This is a genomic window from Mycobacterium sp. PS03-16, from assembly GCF_004570325.1.
In the GTDB taxonomy this organism is placed as follows: domain Bacteria; phylum Actinomycetota; class Actinomycetes; order Mycobacteriales; family Mycobacteriaceae; genus Mycobacterium.
Genome location: NZ_SPQO01000011.1, coordinates 127,253 through 144,209 on the forward strand (window position 1 = coordinate 127,253; position 16,957 = coordinate 144,209).

The window sequence follows — 16,957 nt, forward strand, 5'->3', positions numbered from 1 at the left end:
TCCGGTCTAGGCAGGGCGGGTGTGGCCGTCTCCCCACACAATCCACTTGGTCGAGGTCAGTTCCGGCAAGCCCATCGGCCCACGGGCGTGCAGTTTCTGGGTGGAGATCCCGATCTCGGCGCCGAAGCCGAACTGCTCACCGTCGGTGAACGCCGTCGACGCGTTGACCATCACCGCGGCCGCATCCACCCGCTCGGTGAACCGCTGTGCCGCAGCCAGATCGGTGGTGACGATCGCTTCGGTGTGCCCCGAGCCGTACTCGTTGACATGGGCGATCGCGGCGTCGACACCATCGACCACGGCCAGCGCGATGTCCATGGACAGGAATTCGGCCCGCAGCTCGTCCTCGGTCGGGTCGGCGTGCACGGTCACCCCGGCGTCGGTGAGCGCCCGGGTCAGCCGCGGCACCGCGTGCTCGGCGATCGCCGCGTCGATCAGCACCGACTCGGCGGCGTTGCACACGCTGGGCCGCCGCGTCTTGGCGTTGAGCAAAATCTTCTCCGCCATGTCGAGGTCGGCGGCGGCGTGCACGTAGACGTGGCAGTTGCCGACGCCGGTCTCGATGGTGGGCACCTGGGCGTCGCGCACCACGGCGTCGATCAGCCCGGCCCCGCCGCGCGGGATCACCACGTCGACCAGACCGCGCGCCTGGATCAGGTGGGTGACGCTGGCCCGGTCGTGGCTGGGCAGCAGCTGCACCGCGTCGGCTTCGAGCCCCTCGGTGACCAGCGCGGCGCGCAGCGAGTCGACCAACGCCGCGTTGGACTGGGCCGCCGACGAGCTCCCGCGCAGCAGGACCGCGTTGCCGGATTTCAGCGTCAGCCCGAAGGCGTCGACGGTGACGTTGGGCCTGCCCTCGTAGACGATGCCGACCACGCCGAGCGGGACCCGCTGCTGACGTAGCTGCAGCCCGTTGACCAGCGTGCTGCCGCGCAAAACCTCACCGACCGGATCGGGCAGGCCGGCCACCTGGCGCAGGCCGGCCGCGACACCGTCGATGCGCTGCGGGTTCAGCGCCAGCCGATCGAGCATCGCCGCCGGGGTGCCGGCGGCCTTCGCCGTCTCGAGGTCGCGTTCGTTGGCCGCGATGATGAGGTGGGCGTCCATCAGGACGCGGTCGGCCGCGGCGCGTAACGCGCGGTTCTTCACCTCGGTGGACAGGGTGGCCAGCGTGCGGGACGCGGCGCGGGCCCGCCGGGCGGCGTCGTGGACCTCGGCGCGCAGGTCGGGGGCCGCGGGAGCGTGCACACTCATCCGACCAGGGTATCGAAGCAGCCGTCGGCACTCGACGCGTGTCAGCCCCCGGCGCGGTGATCACTCGTCTAGCGTTGGCCGCATGGCGGCGACGCGGGTCTGCGTGGTGGGCAGTGTCAACGCTGACCTGCGGTTCTCCGTCGCCTCGCTGCCCCGCCCCGGCCAGACCGTGCTCGCCTCCTCGATGGACTCCAGCCCGGGCGGCAAGGGCGGCAACCAGGCCGTCGCGGCGGCCCGCGCGGGTGCGGACGTCCACCTGGTCGCCGCGCTCGGCGACGACGACGCCGCCGGCCGGTTGCGCGCCCACCTGACCGGCAACGGCGTCGGACTCGACGGCGTCGTGACGGTGCCCGGCCCGAGCGGATCGGCGGTGGTCATCGTCGACGCGGCGGCCGAGAACGCGATCGTCGTCGCGCCCGGGGCGAACGCCCACCTGAGCGTGGCTCCGGCCGCCGTGCGCGCGGTGATCACCGCCGCCGAGGTGGTGCTGCTGCAGCTGGAGATCCCGATGGAGACCGCGATCACCGCCGCCCGGGTCGCCCGGGCGGCCGGTGCGCTGGTGATGCTCAACGCCTCACCGGCGGGCGCCCCGCCGCACGATCTGCTGGCATTGTCCGAGACCGCCGACGTGGTGGTGGTCAACGAAGCCGAGGCCGGTGAATGGCATTGGCCGGTAAGGCACCTGGTGATCACCCGCGGTGCGCGCGGCGCGAGTTACCTCGGTGAGGACGAACGTTTCGACGTACCCGCCCCGGCCGTCGAAGCGATCGACAGCACCGGCGCCGGGGACGTGTTCGCCGGGGTACTGGCCGCGCACTGGACCGGTGGCCACGAGGAGGCGCTGCGCCGGGCCGCCACCGCGGGCGCGCTGGCGACGCTGGTGCCGGGCGCCGGGGACTGCGCCCCCACCGCCGAGGCGGTCGACGACGCGATGGCCGACAGACGATGAGGAGACCGCGATGACCGAGCCGGCGCAGGCGCCGCGGCCACCCGAGGGCGACTGGCTGGGCACCCCCTATCTGCGATTCACCCGGGAGGGCCCGTTCGGGGTGTGCACGCTGGACCGGCCGGAGGCGCGGAACGCGATGACGCCCGCGATGTACTTCGGCATCAAGTACGCGGTGCGTCACGTCGACGGCGATCCCGACCTGGCCGGCCTCCTGATCACCGGGACCGGGGATGTCTTCGCGCCGGGCGGCGACATGGGCGGCGGCGGTGCGGACAACTGGCTGACGTTCGGATCCGCGCTCGGGATGGACGCCCTGCCGTTCGACACCCTGCGCCAGTCGGCGAAACCGGTGGTCGCGGCGGTCAACGGGCTGTGCCAGGGCGGCGGCCTGCAGATCGCACTGTGCGCCGACATGGCAGTGGTCAGCGACCGCGCGACCTTCCGGGTGCCCGAGCTCTACCGCGGGATCGCCGACACCTACTACAGCCACATGCTGGCCCGCCTGATCGGCCCGGTGCGCACCCGCGACCTGATGTTCACCGGCCGCACCCTGTCCGCCGCCGAGGCGCTCGACTGGGGCATGGTCGCGCGGGTGGACCCGCACGACGAACTATCCGGCGCCGCACGCGACGTGCTCGCCCGCTGCTGCCGTACGGCACCGAAGGCCCGCGCCGCGATCAAGTCCAGCCTCGACGCCTACATCGGGCTCTACGACCGCATCGACATGCAGTCCAGCCTCGGCGCGCCGGAGTCGGTGGAGGGGTTCCTGGCGTTCAAGGAGCGCCGCTCCCCGGACTGGGTGCACCTGGACCTTCGCCTCGACGGCCGCCTCTGACCGACCTTCTGTTCACGTTTGGCTGAATACAGCCGCTGATGTACCGTTTTCGTCATGCAGACGGTCCTCCACCGCGACGCGCTCTCCCGCTTCGGATTTGCGCTGTCCGACGCCACCCGCGCGGAGATCCTGCTGATCCTGCGCGAGGGACCCGGCTATCCCTCCGAACTGGCTGAGCGCATCGGGGTGTCCCGGCAGATCCTGTCCAACCATCTGGCCTGCCTGCGCGGCTGCGGGCTGGTGGTGGCCTGCCCCGAGGGCCGCCGCAGCCGCTACGAGCTGGCCGACCAGCGCATCGCGCACGCGCTCGGCGACCTGCTCGGCCTGGTGCTCGCCGTCGACCCGGCCTGCTGCCCCACCGACGAGGGGCGGGGCTGCTGATGACCGTCACCACCGAACGCCGCGCCGTGCTGACCCGCCGGGTCCGGCTGTTGGTGGCGGCCACCATCACCTACAACGTGATCGAGGCGATCGTCGCGCTGGCCGAGGGCGTGCGGGTGTCGTCGTCGGCGCTGATCGGATTCGGCCTGGACTCGGTGATCGAGGTGTCCTCGGCGGCCGCGGTGGCCTGGCAGTTCGCCGCCAAGGACCCCGAGACGCGGGAGAAGGCCGCGCTGCGGTTCATCGCGTTCTCGTTCTTCGCACTGGCCGCCTACGTCACCGTCGACGCCGCGCTGGCCCTGGCCGGCGTGCGGGAGGCCGAACCCACACTGCTCGGCATCGTCGTCGCCGCGGCCAGCCTGGTCATCATGCCGGTCCTGTCGCTGGCGCAGCGCCGCACGGGCCGCGAACTCGGGTCGCTGTCGGCGGTGGCCGATTCCAAGCAGACGCTGCTGTGCACCTACCTGTCCGCGGTGCTGCTGATCGGGTTGCTGCTCAACAGCGTGCTGGGTTGGTCCTGGGCCGACCCCGTCGCCGCGCTGGGCATCGCCGCGATCGCGGTACGCGAGGGCATGAATGCCTGGCGCGGGGACACCTGCTGCTGACCCGCGGGTCAGTCCTCGGGCACGCACCGTTCGATCTCGTCCAGCCAGACCCGCGCCGACATGTCCGACGGCGCCCGCCAGTCGCCGCGCGGAGACAGCGACCCGCCGGCGGAGACCTTCGGGCCGTTGGGCAGCGCGGAGCGCTTGAACTGGCTGAACGAGTAGAACCGCTGCGCGAAGACCTGCAGCCAGTGGCGGATCTCCTTGAGTGAGTAGGCCGGGCGTTTGGCGTCCGGGAGGCCGACGGGCCAGTCGCCGCGCTGCGGGTCGCTCCACGCATGCCACGCCAGGAACGCCACCTTCGACGGCCGGAACCCGTAGCGCAGCACCTGGAACAGCGAGAAGTCCTGTAGCACATAGGGTCCGACCTTGCCCTCGCTGCTCTGGATCTCCTCGTCCTCGCCGGCCGGGACGAGTTCGGGGCTGATCTCGGTGTCGAGTACCGACTGCAGCACCTCGTTGACCGCATCGTCGAACTGCTTCGAGGAGATCACCCACCGGATCAGGTGCTGGATCAGCGTTTTCGGCACGCCACCGTTGACGTTGTAGTGCGACATCTGATCGCCCACGCCGTAGGTCGACCAGCCCAGTGCGAGCTCGGACAGGTCACCGGTACCCAGCACGATCCCGCGGCGCTGATTGGCCAGCCGGAACAGGTAGTCGGTGCGCAAGCCCGCCTGCACGTTCTCGAACGTGACGTCATAGACCTTCTCGCCGCGCGAGAACGGGTGGTCCATCTCCTTGAGCATCAACTCGGCCGTCGACTTGATGTCGATGGTCTCGAACGTCACGCCGAGCGCCTCGGCGAGGCGGGTGGCGTTGTTCTTGGTGCGCTCGCCGGTGGCGAAGCCGGGCAGCGTGAACGCGAGGATGTCGCTGCGCGGGCGCTGCTCGCGGTCCATCGCCCGGGCGGCGACGATCAGCGCGTGCGTCGAGTCCAGCCCGCCGGACAGACCCAGCACGATCTTCGGGAAGTCCAGCGCACGCAGCCGCTGCTCGAGCCCGGCCACCTGGATGTTGTAGGCCTCGTAGCAGTCCTGTTCCAGCCGGGCCTCATCGGCGGGCACGAACGGGAAGCGCTCCACCTCCCGCAGGAATCCGATGTCGCCGGCCGGCGGGTCGAGCCGAAACTCCACCCGCCGGAACGAATCCTCGTCGATCAGGTGGTGGCGGCGATTGTCGTCGAAAGTGCCCATCCGGACCCGCTCGTTGCGCAGCAGCTCCACGTCCACATCGGCCGTCGACCGCCGCTCCCCCTTCGGGAAGCGTTCGGACTGCGCGAGGCACGCCCCGTTCTCCCAGATCATGGTCTGGCCGTCCCAGGCGAGGTCGGTCGTCGACTCGCCCTCCCCCGCCGCGGCGTACACATAGGCGGCCAGACACCGCGACGACGCCGACCGCGCCATCAGGCAGCGGTCCTCCGCGCGCCCGATCGTGATCGGGCTGCCCGACAGGTTGGCCAGCACGGTGGCCCCGGCCAGCGCGGCCTCCGCGCTCGGCGGCACCGGAACCCACATGTCCTCGCAGATCTCGACGTGCAGCACGAATCCGGGCACGTCTTCGGCGGCGAAGAGCAGATCCGGGCCGAACGGCACCTCCTCGCCGCCGAGGCGGATCTCCCCGCGCTCCTCGTCACCCGGGGCGAGCTGGCGCTTCTCGTAGAATTCGCGGTAGTTCGGGATGTAGGACTTCGGCACCACGCCGAGCACCCGCCCGCGGTGGATCACCACCGCGGTGTTGTACACCCGGTTGCGGTAGCGCAGCGGTGCGCCCACCACGAGCACCGGCAGCAGCTCCGCCGATCCGGCGACGAGGATCTGCAGCGCCTCCTCGACGGCCTCGAGCAGCGCGTCCTGCAGCACGATGTCCTCGATCGAGTAGCCGGTCAGCGTCAACTCGGGGAACACCGCGAGGCCGACGCCGTCCTCGTGGCATTCCCGCGCGATCCGCAGCACCGTGTCGGCGTTGCCACGGGGGTCGGCGAGCTCGGTGTGGTGGGTGCACGCGGCGATGCGCACGAAGCCGTGCCGGTAGGCCGAGTAGAAGTCCATGCCCACATTGTTGCCCGCAATCGGTTCGGGGTATGCCTGGGCCATGAGTAAGACCGCGGTCCTCGTCATCGACATGATGAACACCTACGAACACGAAGATGCCGAGAAGTTGACGCCTCACGTCGCCGAGATCATCGATCCCCTCGCCGGGCTGGTCCGCGAGGCGCGGGGCCGCGACGACGTGGACCTCGTCTACGTGAACGACAACTACGGTGACTTCAGCGCGGAGTTCAGCGACATCGTGCGCTCGGCACTGGAGGGCGCGCGGCCCGACCTGGTCAAACCGATCGTCCCCGAACAGGGCTGCCGGGTGATGACCAAGGTGCGCCACAGCGCCTTCTACGCGACGTCACTGGCCTACCTGCTCACCCAGCTGCAGCCGGAGCGGGTGGTGCTGACCGGTCAGGTCACCGAACAGTGCATCCTCTACACCGCGCTGGACGCCTACGTGCGGCACTTCCCGGTGGTCATCCCCCGCGACGCGGTCGCCCACATCGACCCCGGCCTCGGCGAGGCGGCGCTGCGGATGATGGAGGAGAACATGAGCGCCGAGGTGATCCCGGCGGCGGACTGCCTGCGGTAGCCGCGCCGACGTTTGCCACCGCACCACCCGGGTAGCCGCTCGCCATGGCGATGGATCGCATTGCCGCGCCGTGGGGTTCCCGCACGCCCTACGGCCGTGGCCAGAATTGGCCCACCCGCGTCGACTCCTACCTCGCCGACGGCGTGGATTCCGGCTCCGTCCACTGGGTGCAGTCCGCGTCGGTGCTGCACTCCAACGGCGACGGCATCGACATCGGCGTCACCGGCGGGCGCATCGTCGGCGTCCGGGGGCGCGCCCACGACCGCGTCAACCACGGCCGGGTGGACCCGAAGGATCTGTTCGGCTGGCAGGCCAACCACTCGCCGGATCGGCTGACCGTCCCGCTGATCCGGATGGACGGTGAACTCGTCGAAACCGACTGGGACACCGCGATGGACCGGATCGTGCAGCGCAGCCGGCAGCTTCTCGATACCCTGGGGCCGAGTTCGATCGGCTTCTACGCCTCCGGTCAGCTGTTCCTCGAGGAGTACTACACCCAGGGGGTCATCGCCCACGGCGCCATCGGGACCAATCACGTCGACGGCAACACCCGGCTGTGCACGGCGACCGCGGCCGAAGCCCTCAAGGAGTCGTTCGGCTGTGACGGCCAGCCCGGCTCCTACACCGACGTCGACCACGCCGATGTGATCGCGCTGTACGGCCACAACGTCGCCGAGACACAGACCGTGCTGTGGATGCGGATGCTCGACCGCCTCGAAGGCGCCGATCCGCCGAAGCTGGTGTGCATCGATCCGAGGATGACCCCGGTCGCCCGCCGCGCCACCGTCCACCTCGCGCCGCTGCCCGGCACGAACGTCGCGCTGATGAACGGTCTGCTGCACGAGATCGTCCGCAACGACTGGGTGGACCACGACTACATCGAGGCGCACACCGTGGGCTTCGCCGAGTTGCGCAAACGGGTGGCGGAGTTCCCGCCGGAGCGCGTCGCCGAGATCTGCCGGGTGCCCGCCGCGGACCTGCGGGAGGCGGCGCGGCTGATCGGCACCGCGACCGCGCTGCTGTCCACGGTGCTGCAGGGCTTCTACCAGTCCCACCAGGCCACGGCGGCCGCGGTGCAGGTCAACAACGTCCACCTGGTGCGCGGCATGCTGGGCCGGCCGGGCTGCGGGGTGCTGCAGATGAACGGCCAGCCGACCGCGGAGAACACCCGCGAGTGCGGCGCCGACGGCGACCTGGCCGCATTCCGCAACTGGTCCAACGACTCTCACATCGAAGACCTCGCGCGCGTCTGGAACATCGAGATGAACCAGATCCCGCACTACGCCCCGCCCACCCATGCCATGCAGATGTTCCGCTACGCCGAGCAGGGCACGCTGCGGTTGCTGTGGATCAGCGCGACCAACCCCGCGGTGTCCCTGCCCGAACTGGCCCGCATCCGCCGCATCCTCGCCGACGAACGACTGTTCGTGGTGGTGCAGGACATGTTCTGCACCGAGACCGCCGAACTGGCCGACGTGGTGTTGCCCGCCGCGGGATGGGGTGAGAAGACCGGCACCTTCACCAACGCCGACCGCACCGTGCACCTGTCCGAACGGGCGATCGATCCCCCGGGACAGGCCAGGGCCGACCTCGACATCTTCCTCGACTACGCCCGCCGCATGGACTTCCGCGACAAGGACGGCAACCCGCTGCCGGCCTGGACCGACCCCGAATCGGCGTTCGAGGCGTGGAAGAAGTGCAGCGCCGGGCGGCCGTGCGACTACACCGGCCTGAGCTATGAGCTGTTGCGGGGCAGGGGTAGCGGCGGCATCCAATGGCCGTGCAACGCAGACAATCCCGACGGCACCGAACGGCTCTACGCCGACGGGAGGTTCTGGGCCCACCCCGACTACTGCGAGGCCTACGGCAAGGATCTGATCACCGGCGCACCGCTGGAACCCACCGAGTACCGGGCGATGAACCCCGACGGCAGAGGCATCATCAAGGCCGCCGAGTACGTCGAGCCGCACGAACCGCCCGGGCCCGACCATCCGTACGCGCTCATCACCGGCCGCACGCTCTACCAGTTCCACACCCGCACCAAGACCGCACGGGCACCGCAGCTGCGCCGCGCCGCGCCCGAACCGTGGGTGGAGCTCTCGGCGGCCGACGCGCGCCGGGAGGGCATCGCCGAAGGCGACGTCGTCGAGGTCACCACGCCGCGTGGCTGCGTCATCGCCCCGTGCCGGATCAGCGGCATCCGCGACGGCGTGCTGTTCGTGCCCTTTCACTACGGCTACTGGGACTCCGATCTCCCCGACGGGCACCATCGCGCGGCCAACGAACTCACGCTCACCGATTGGGATCCGGTGTCCAAGCAGCCGATCTTCAAGACTGCCGCCGCCCGGGTGCGCCGGCTGCACGCCGGCACGTCGCCCGCACCGGCACCCACCACCACCGGGTCGGCACCGGTCGGCGACCGGGTCGCGCCCACCGCCGGCGGAGCGGGCGCCGAAGCCGACGAGGAGCTGCCGTGAAACTCGCCATGGCCCTGCGCGAACTGCACCGCTCGGAACTGCGGCTGGCGCGCAGCCTCGATGCGATCGCCGCGCGTCACCACACCGACCACGGCATCCATCACGTGGCGGTCGACCTCGCCGGCTGGTCACGCGAACACGTCGCGCTGATCGCCGAGACCGGCCCCCGGTACGGGACCCGGATGCGGGAACATCCGCGCACGGCCGCACTCGCCGAGTCAGCACAGGAGTGGCTGGCCGACCGGATGGGCCGCCGCCCGGAGCCCGCGCTGCTGCTGCTCGCCGACCTGCGCCGGCTGCACCGCGAGGCCGCCGGCGTGTCACTGGACTGGGAACTGCTCGCCCAGGGCGCCCAGGCCGCCAAGGACCAACGGCTGCTCGAACTCACCCAGCGGTGCCATCCCCAGTCGCTGCGCCAGATGCGCTGGGCCAATGCCATGCTCAAGGAACTCTCGCCGCAGGCCCTGGCGAATTGACGGCGGTCGGCTGACGCGCCGGCTCGACAACGCGTGACCGCCGGTCGACTCTTCGCGCGGACGTAGTCTGGACAGGGTGGAATCCCCTGAACTGGTCGGTCTGCTGGCGGGCCGCCGCGTCGCCGTGCTCACCGGCGCAGGCATGTCGACCGACTCCGGCATCCCCGACTACCGGGGGCCCGATTCGCCGCCGAGCAATCCCATGACCATCCGGCAGTTCACCTCCGACCCGGCCTACCGCCGCCGGTATTGGGCGCGCAACCACGTCGGCTGGCGGCACATGGCCGCCACCCTGCCCAACGCGGGCCATCGCGCACTGGCCGCGCTGGAGCGCACCGGTGTGGTCAGCGGGTTGATCACCCAGAACGTGGACCTGCTGCACACCAAGGCCGGCAGCCGGCACGTGATCGATCTGCACGGCACCTACGCTCAGGTGCTCTGCCTCGATTGCGGGCACACCATGTCGCGCGCCAGGCTCGCCGACCTGCTGGAGGCCGCCAATCCCGGCTTCCTGGAGCGCGCGGAGGCCGTCGGCGGCATCGCGGTGGCCCCCGACGCCGACGCGATGATCGACGACACCGACCGCTTTCGCATCGTCGACTGCCCGGTGTGTGGCGGCATGCTCAAACCCGACATCGTCTACTTCGGCGAGAGCGTGCCCAAAGAGCGGGTCGAGCGGGCGTACGCGCTGGTCGACGACGCCGACGTGCTGCTCGTCGCCGGATCCTCGTTGACCGTGTTCTCCGGCTACCGATTCGTCCGCCACGCCGTGGCCCACCAGATGCCGGTCGCGATCATCAACCGCGGACCCACCCGCGGCGACGATCTGGCGACCGTGAAACTCGACAACGGCTGCTCACCCATGCTGGCGCTGTTGGCCGACGAGCTGCCCGCGCTGGCGAGTTCGGTTTAGATGGCGTGGTGCTCACACTCCTCGATCAGTTCAGACCCGCCCCCGGGCCGGTGACCGGACGATGGGCGGTCGGTGTCGGTGACACGCTGGCCCGGCTGGCCCCGGTCCCCGAACCGCTGCGCGACCTGGTGCGCTTGCTCAACACGTTCGGCGGCCTGGCGATCAGCGCCGAGGACATCGAGATCGACGGTGACGCCGCCGACTGGTCCGACGTCACCGCCGTCGAAACCCACCGGCTCCTCGGCTATCTGCTGTCGGGTGCGCTGGACAAGCAGGTCGGCCGGCTGCCGCTGCCGTGGTTCCCGTTCCGCGGCGCCGTGGTCGGCCTGGCGGCGCAGGCCGCGCTGACCGTGGTCGTCGCCACCGCGGGCACCGTGGTGCCCGGCGCCTTCGAGGTGCGCATCCCCGCCGAGGTCACCTACCGCGGCGTGCTGCGGGAGCGCACCCTGTCCCCCGGCGTGCTGGCGGCGCTGCTGCTCGCCGACCGGGCCGTGCGCGACGCGCTGACGGCGACGGCCGAGGCGAACGGAGTCCCGGTCCGCCCCGCCGACGACGATGCGGTCGACGCGGCCCGCCGCCGCGCGCAGCGCATCACCGAACTGGTCAGCTGGGTACGCGAACGCGCCGCCTGACGCCGTGACTCAGACGGCCACCAGGTCGTCGGCGTGCACCGCCGGACGGCGCATCTCGGCGGGCAGCTCGGAGGTGGAGCGGCCGATCATCGTGGCCAGCTCGGCGGCGTCGTAGGCCACCACCCCGCGCGCCACCATGCTGGCGTCCTGAGCGCGCAACTCGACCACGTCACCGCCGTAGAACCGCCCCGACAGCCCGGTGATACCCGCGGGCAACAGTGAGCGACGATGCCCGACAACGGCTTTCACCGCCCCGTCATCCAACGTCAGGGCGCCGGTCGATTCCGCGGCGTAGCGCACCCAGAACCGCCGCGCGGACATGCGTTCGGCGCGCGGCGCGAACACCGTGCCCACCGAGGCGTCGGCCAGCGCGGTCGCCGCATCGGCGGCCGCCGCCAACAGCACCGGCACCCCGGCGTCGGCCGCCAGCAGCGCTGAGGACAGCTTGGACGCCATCCCGCCGGTGCCGAGATGGCTGCCGCGCCCGGCGATCACACCGTCCAGGTCGGCCGGGCCGGACACCTCGGGGATGAACCGCGCCGGATCGTCCTCGGTCGCCTTGCGGGGATCGCCGTCGTAGAGCCCGTCGATGTCGGACAGCAGGATCAGCGCGTCGGCGCCGACGAGGTGGGCCACCAGCGCCGAGAGCCGGTCGTTGTCGCCGAACCGGATCTCGTTGGTGGCCACGGTGTCGTTCTCGTTGACGATCGCGACCGCGTGCAGCGCCCGCAACCGGTCCAGGGTGCGCTGAGCGTTGGTGTGCTGCACCCGCATCGAGATGTCGTGCGCGGTCAGCAGTACCTGCCCGACCGTGCGCTCGTAGCGGGCGAACGCCGCGCTCCACGAGTTGATCAGCGCCACCTGACCCACGCTGGCCGCGGCCTGTTTGGTCGCCAGGTCGGTCGGCCGCTTCGACAGCCGCAGCGGTTCGATCCCCGCCGCGATCGCGCCGGAGGACACGATCACCACATCCGACCCGGCGCGCATCCGCTTCTCGATGGCCTCGACCAGCGTGGCCAACCGGTTGGCGTCGAACACGCCCGCCGGAGTGGTCAACGCGGTGGTGCCGATCTTGACCACGACGCTGCGCGCGGTGCGCACGGCCTCGCGGTGCCGGCTGCTCACGCGTCGCCTTCTTCCTCGCCGCCCGGCTGGCGCCGTTCCCGGCGGGCGACCTTGCGTTCGGCGGCCGAGACCCGGTCGGTCTGCTCGAGGCGCACATCGGTACCGCGTCCCGACATCTGCATGTCCACCCCGGCGGGTGTCTGCGGCTCCCAGTCGAAGGTCATGTCGCCGATGGTCACCGCGCAACCCGGGCGCGCGCCCAGGCGCAGCAGTTCATCCTCCACGCCGAGGCGGGCCAACCGGTCACCGAGGTAGCCAACGGCCTCGTCGTTGTCGAAATCGGTCTGGGCGATCCACCGCTCGGGCCGGGTGCCGCGCACCACGAACCCGCCCTGCCCGTCGGGCGCGACGGTGAAGCCGGTCTCGTCGACCGGGATGGGCCGGATGACGGGGCGGCGCGGCACGATCGCCGGCTGGGCCTCCCGGTAGGTACGCACCATCTCCCACAGCGCGAACGTCAACGGTCGCAGACCATCCCGCGAGACGGTGGAGATTTCGTAGACCGGCCAGCCGAACCGCTGCGCCACCTCCTCGCGGACGAAGTCGGCCAGCTCGCGCGCGTCGGGGACGTCGATCTTGTTGAGCACCACCGCCCGTGGGCGGTCGGCGAGATCGCCGAGCGTGGTGTCACCCTGCAGGGTGGGGCGGTACGCCGCGAGTTCGGCTTCCAGCGCCTCGATGTCGGAGACGGGGTCACGGCCGGGTTCCATGGTGGCGCAGTCGACGACGTGCACCAGCACCGCGCAGCGTTCGATGTGGCGCAGGAACTCCAGGCCGAGTCCGCGGCCCTGCGACGCGCCGGGGATCAGGCCGGGGACGTCGGCGACGGTGAAGGTGTGGTCCCCGGCGGACACCACGCCGAGGTTGGGCACCAGGGTGGTGAACGGATAGTCGGCGATCTTCGGTTTGGCCGCCGAGATCGTCGACACCAGGGAGGATTTGCCGGCAGACGGGAAGCCGATCAGGCCGACGTCGGCGACGGTCTTGAGCTCGAGGGTGAGGTCGCGGGCCTCGCCCTTCTCGCCGAGGAGCGCGAAACCCGGGGCCTTGCGGGCCCGCGACGCCAGCGCGGCGTTACCCAGTCCGCCGCGCCCGCCCGCGGCCGCTTCGAAGCGGGTGCCCGCGCCGACCAGATCGGCCAGCACGCGGCCCTGTTCGTCGAGGACGACGGTGCCGTCGGGAACCTTCACCTCGAGGTCGGCGCCGGCCGCACCGTCGCGATTGCTGCCCGCGCCCTGCTTCCCCGACGGGGCGACGACGTGGGGGTGGAAATGGAAGTCGAGCAGCGTGTGCACCTGCGGATCGACGACCAGCACGATGCTGCCGCCGCGGCCGCCGTTGCCGCCGTCGGGACCGCCGAGCGGTTTGAATTTCTCGCGGTGCACCGAGGCACACCCATTTCCGCCATTACCCGCGCGCGCGTGGATCACCACACGGTCGACGAAGCGAGGCATCGGACTCCCTTTGGCTCAAACGACTGTGAAGCTGCTGCGATCCTCCCTGGGGGAAACTCGCAACAGCTTCACATTCGCGACGGAAGTCCCCGGGGTGTCAGTTCTCCGGCTGCGGGACCGGGACGATGTTGACCATCTTGCGGCCACGGCGGCTGCCGAACTCGACCGCACCGGCGGCGGTCGCGAACAGCGTGTCGTCGCCACCACGGCCGACGTTCACACCGGGATGGAAATGGGTGCCGCGCTGGCGGACGATGATCTCGCCGGCCTTGACGACCTGACCGCCGAACCGCTTGACGCCGAGCCGCTGGGCGGCGGAGTCACGACCGTTGCGCGAGCTGGACGCGCCCTTCTTGTGTGCCATTTATCGACTCCCGCTCGATGCTTGATTCTTCGCCTGACGGCTCATCATTTGATGCCGGTGACCTTCAGGACCGTCAGCTGCTGACGGTGACCCTGACGCTTGTGGTAGCCGGTCTTGTTCTTGAACTTGTGGATCCGGATCTTCGGGCCCTTGGTGTGCTCGAGCACCTCACCGGTGACCGCGACCTTGGCGAGGTCCTCGGCCTTGGTCGTGACGTCGGCGCCGTCGACGACCAGCGTGACGGGCAGCGAGACGGACGCGCCGGCATCGGCGTCGAGCTTCTCGACCTTCACGACGTCACCGACCGCGACCTTGTACTGCTTGCCGCCGGTCTTGACGATTGCGTAGCTCGCCATCGTTGGTCTACCTCTTCATATCGCGGGCGCGCGCTACCCGAGGGTGCGTGCGCGGGTCTTGGGGTGCGGGGCTCGGACTCATCGCCCACCTGGTCCCGCTGCCGCCGACATACGCCTGGCGACAACCGCTCTAGGGTACGTGAGCAGCGGGTAGAGGGTCAAACCGCGTCAGTCCATGCTCGGCGGGCCGGCGGGGCGGGCCGCGGCCCGGCGCCGCGGGCGGCGTGCCGGGGCCACGATCGCCTCGGCCATGACGTCCTCGTCCTCGTCATCGCTGTCGTCCTCGCCGTCGGCCTCAGCGTCTCCGGTGGCGTCAGCGTCGGCGTCCTCGTCGTCGAGCACCTCGATGTCGTCGTCGTTGTCCTCGTCGTCATCGTTGTCGAGGTCGATCTCGTCCTCGTCGGTGTCGTCGGTGTCCTCGTCGGTGTCCTCGTCGGCGTCCTCGTCGGCATCCTCATAGTCGTCGGAGTCGTCATTCTCCAACTCCTCGCCGACCACCTCGTGCACCTTCTCGGCGGTGACGTCCTCGCGGTCCTCGTCGGGCGCGGATTCGTCGTCGGCCGACTCCTCGTCACCGTGACCGTTGGCCGCGGCCATCGCCTTGAACATCGGGTGCTCACCGGCGGGGTGCGCGGGCACCTTGATCACGGGTGCTGCGGGCGCCTCGTCGGTCTTGGCGCCGCCCTTCTTCCCGCGCTTGCTGCGCCGGCCGCCGCCTCCGCCGGTTCCACCGCCGGAGTCGGATTTGCGCCCGTTGGACGACGACGCGTTGTCCACCGGATCGCCGTGCAGCATGATGCCGCGTCCCGCGCAGTGCGGGCACGGCGTCGAGAACGCCTCGATCAGACCGGTGCCCAGCCGCTTACGGGTCAACTGCACCAGCCCGAGCGAGGTCACCTCCGACACCTGGTGGCGGGTGCGGTCGCGGGCCAGCGCCTCGGTCAGCCGGCGCAACACGAGGTCGCGGTTCGACTCGAGCACCATGTCGATGAAGTCGATGACCACGATGCCGCCGATGTCGCGCAACCGGAGCTGGCGCACGATCTCCTCGGCCGCCTCGAGATTGTTGCGGGTCACCGTCTGCTCGAGGTTGCCGCCCGATCCGGTGAACTTGCCGGTGTTGACGTCGATCACCGTCATGGCCTCGGTGCGGTCGATGACCAGCGTGCCGCCCGACGGCAACCACACCTTGCGGTCCATCGCCTTGGCGATCTGCTCGTCGATGCGGTGCACCGCGAACACGTCCGGCCCGTTGTTGCCGGACGGCTCGTACTTGTTGAGCCGCGGCATCAGGTCCGGCGCCACCGACTCCACGTAGGAGTTGATGGTGTTCCAGGCGTCGTCACCGGAGACGATCAACCGGGAGAAGTCCTCGTTGAACAGGTCGCGGATCACCTTGACCAGGACGTCGGGCTCCTCGTAGAGCGCGACGGCGGCGCCGGCCTTCTTCCCGGTGATCTCGGCGGCCTTGCTCTCGATCTCCGACCAGCGCTTCTGCAGCCGGTCGACGTCGGAGCGGATGTCCTCTTCCTTCACGCCCTCCGACGCGGTGCGGATGATGACGCCCGCGTCGGCGGGCACCACCTCGCGCAGGATCTCCTTGAGCCGCTGGCGTTCGGTGTCGGGCAGCTTGCGGCTGATCCCGGTGGACGACGCACCGGGCACGTACACGAGGTAGCGGCCGGCCAGCGAGACCTGCGTGGTCAGCCGGGCGCCCTTGTGCCCGACCGGGTCCTTGCTGACCTGCACGACGACGTAGTCGCCCGGTTTGAGGGCCTGCTCGATCTTGCGGTTCTGCCCGCCCAGGCCTGCGGCCTCCCAGTTGACCTCACCGGCGTAGAGCACGCCGTTGCGGCCGCGGCCGATGTCGACGAACGCCGCCTCCATCGAGGGCAGCACGTTCTGCACGATGCCGAGGTAGATGTTGCCGACCAGCGACGCCGAGGCGGCCGAGGTGACGAAGTGTTCGACCACGACCCCGTCCTCGAGCACCGCGATCTGCGTGTACCGGGCGCCTTCGTGCGGCGGTTCGCTGCGGACCTTGTCGCGCACCACCATGACCCGTTCGACCGCTTCGCGGCGGGCCAGGAATTCGGCCTCGGACAGGATCGGTGGGCGGCGCCGTCCGGCGTCGCGGCCGTCGCGGCGGCGCTGGCGTTTGGCTTCCAGCCGCGTGGAGCCGCTGATGCCCTGGATCTCGCCGTCGTCGCTGTCGCCGGACTTGCCCCGCTCGCGGGGAGCGCGCTCGTGGACGACGGTGTTGGGCGGGTCGTCGGGTGCGGCGCCGGAGTCGGAGTCGTCGCCCGAACCGGACTTGCGCCGCCGCCGGCGGCGCCGCCGGCGTGAGGTGCCGTCACCGCCCGCGGTGTCCTCGTCGGTGCTGTCGTCGTCCTGATCGTCGCCGGTGTCGTCGTCGGAATCACCGCTGTCGGCCCGGTCGGGTGCGGCGTCGTCGTTCTCGGCGTCACCGTTGTCGTCGCTCTGCTCGCCGCGGCCGCGGCC

At 70.6% G+C, this 16,957-nt stretch carries 16 protein-coding genes; 9 read left to right on the top strand and 7 right to left on the bottom strand.

Annotated features, from left to right (window positions below):
- Positions 1–6: 6 nt before the first annotated feature.
- Positions 7–1,254: a glutamate-5-semialdehyde dehydrogenase gene (locus E4P42_RS12230; protein ID WP_135126326.1), complete on the bottom strand. Its 1,248-nt coding sequence runs from the start codon at positions 1,252–1,254 to the stop codon at positions 7–9.
- A gap of 82 nt (positions 1,255–1,336) precedes the next feature.
- Here E4P42_RS12230 and E4P42_RS12235 point away from each other — a divergent pair, with 82 nt between their 5' ends.
- From E4P42_RS12235 to E4P42_RS12250, 4 genes are read left to right on the top strand one after another with little or no spacing between them, the layout of a single operon-like run.
- Entirely contained in the window at positions 1,337–2,203 is an 867-nt protein-coding gene (locus tag E4P42_RS12235; RefSeq protein WP_135126327.1) for a ribokinase, read from the top strand.
- A 10-nt stretch (positions 2,204–2,213) separates the two neighbouring features.
- Positions 2,214–3,038, top strand: coding sequence for an enoyl-CoA hydratase/isomerase family protein (locus tag E4P42_RS12240; RefSeq protein WP_135126328.1), 825 nt, complete (start codon positions 2,214–2,216; stop codon positions 3,036–3,038).
- A 54-nt stretch (positions 3,039–3,092) separates the two neighbouring features.
- Positions 3,093–3,419 (top strand): helix-turn-helix transcriptional regulator, encoded by a 327-nt coding sequence (locus E4P42_RS12245; RefSeq protein ID WP_135126329.1) that lies wholly within the window; start codon positions 3,093–3,095, stop codon positions 3,417–3,419.
- Positions 3,419–4,024 carry a cation transporter gene (locus E4P42_RS12250; RefSeq protein WP_135126330.1) on the top strand — a complete coding sequence of 202 codons (606 nt, stop codon included), beginning with the start codon at positions 3,419–3,421 and terminating at the stop codon, positions 4,022–4,024. Before E4P42_RS12245 ends, E4P42_RS12250 begins: the two co-directional genes overlap by 1 nt.
- Positions 4,025–4,032: 8 nt before the next feature.
- Here the strand turns inward: E4P42_RS12250 and E4P42_RS12255 are convergent, their stop codons facing one another.
- Positions 4,033–6,075, bottom strand: a complete 2,043-nt coding sequence (locus tag E4P42_RS12255) for an NAD(+) synthase (protein WP_135126352.1) — start codon at positions 6,073–6,075, stop codon at positions 4,033–4,035.
- A gap of 43 nt (positions 6,076–6,118) precedes the next feature.
- On the opposite strand from E4P42_RS12255, the gene E4P42_RS12260 reads away from it, so the two are divergent.
- The 5 genes from E4P42_RS12260 to E4P42_RS12280 all read left to right on the top strand — a co-directional run bounded on the left by E4P42_RS12260 (position 6,119) and on the right by E4P42_RS12280 (position 11,156).
- Positions 6,119–6,658: a cysteine hydrolase family protein gene (locus E4P42_RS12260; RefSeq protein ID WP_135126331.1), complete on the top strand. Its 540-nt coding sequence runs from the start codon at positions 6,119–6,121 to the stop codon at positions 6,656–6,658.
- Between the two features lie 44 nt (positions 6,659–6,702).
- Positions 6,703–9,135, top strand: a complete 2,433-nt coding sequence (locus tag E4P42_RS12265) for a molybdopterin oxidoreductase family protein (RefSeq protein ID WP_135126332.1) — start codon at positions 6,703–6,705, stop codon at positions 9,133–9,135.
- Positions 9,132–9,611, top strand: coding sequence for a hypothetical protein (locus E4P42_RS12270; RefSeq protein ID WP_135126333.1), 480 nt, complete (start codon positions 9,132–9,134; stop codon positions 9,609–9,611). The genes E4P42_RS12265 and E4P42_RS12270 overlap by 4 nt, the downstream gene beginning before the upstream one ends.
- A gap of 76 nt (positions 9,612–9,687) precedes the next feature.
- Positions 9,688–10,524, top strand: a complete 837-nt coding sequence (locus E4P42_RS12275; RefSeq protein ID WP_135126334.1) for an NAD-dependent protein deacetylase — start codon at positions 9,688–9,690, stop codon at positions 10,522–10,524.
- Between the two features lie 8 nt (positions 10,525–10,532).
- Positions 10,533–11,156 (top strand): hypothetical protein, encoded by a 624-nt coding sequence (locus E4P42_RS12280; RefSeq protein WP_167759464.1) that lies wholly within the window; start codon positions 10,533–10,535, stop codon positions 11,154–11,156.
- Between the two features lie 9 nt (positions 11,157–11,165).
- Here E4P42_RS12280 and proB read toward each other — a convergent pair whose 3' ends face one another.
- The 5 genes from proB to E4P42_RS12305 form a co-directional block, all read right to left on the bottom strand.
- Positions 11,166–12,281, bottom strand: a complete 1,116-nt coding sequence (proB, locus tag E4P42_RS12285; RefSeq protein WP_135126336.1) for a glutamate 5-kinase — start codon at positions 12,279–12,281, stop codon at positions 11,166–11,168.
- Positions 12,278–13,735, bottom strand: a complete 1,458-nt coding sequence (obgE, locus tag E4P42_RS12290) for a GTPase ObgE (RefSeq protein WP_135126337.1) — start codon at positions 13,733–13,735, stop codon at positions 12,278–12,280. The genes proB and obgE overlap by 4 nt, the downstream gene beginning before the upstream one ends.
- 97 nt (positions 13,736–13,832) lie before the next feature.
- Positions 13,833–14,099 carry a 50S ribosomal protein L27 gene (gene rpmA / locus E4P42_RS12295; protein WP_135126338.1) on the bottom strand — a complete coding sequence of 89 codons (267 nt, stop codon included), beginning with the start codon at positions 14,097–14,099 and terminating at the stop codon, positions 13,833–13,835.
- A gap of 44 nt (positions 14,100–14,143) precedes the next feature.
- Positions 14,144–14,455 carry a 50S ribosomal protein L21 gene (rplU, locus tag E4P42_RS12300; protein WP_135126339.1) on the bottom strand — a complete coding sequence of 104 codons (312 nt, stop codon included), beginning with the start codon at positions 14,453–14,455 and terminating at the stop codon, positions 14,144–14,146.
- Between the two features lie 168 nt (positions 14,456–14,623).
- Positions 14,624–16,957, bottom strand: a 2,334-nt coding sequence (locus E4P42_RS12305) for an Rne/Rng family ribonuclease (protein WP_135126340.1), incomplete at its 5' end; no start/stop codon positions are given.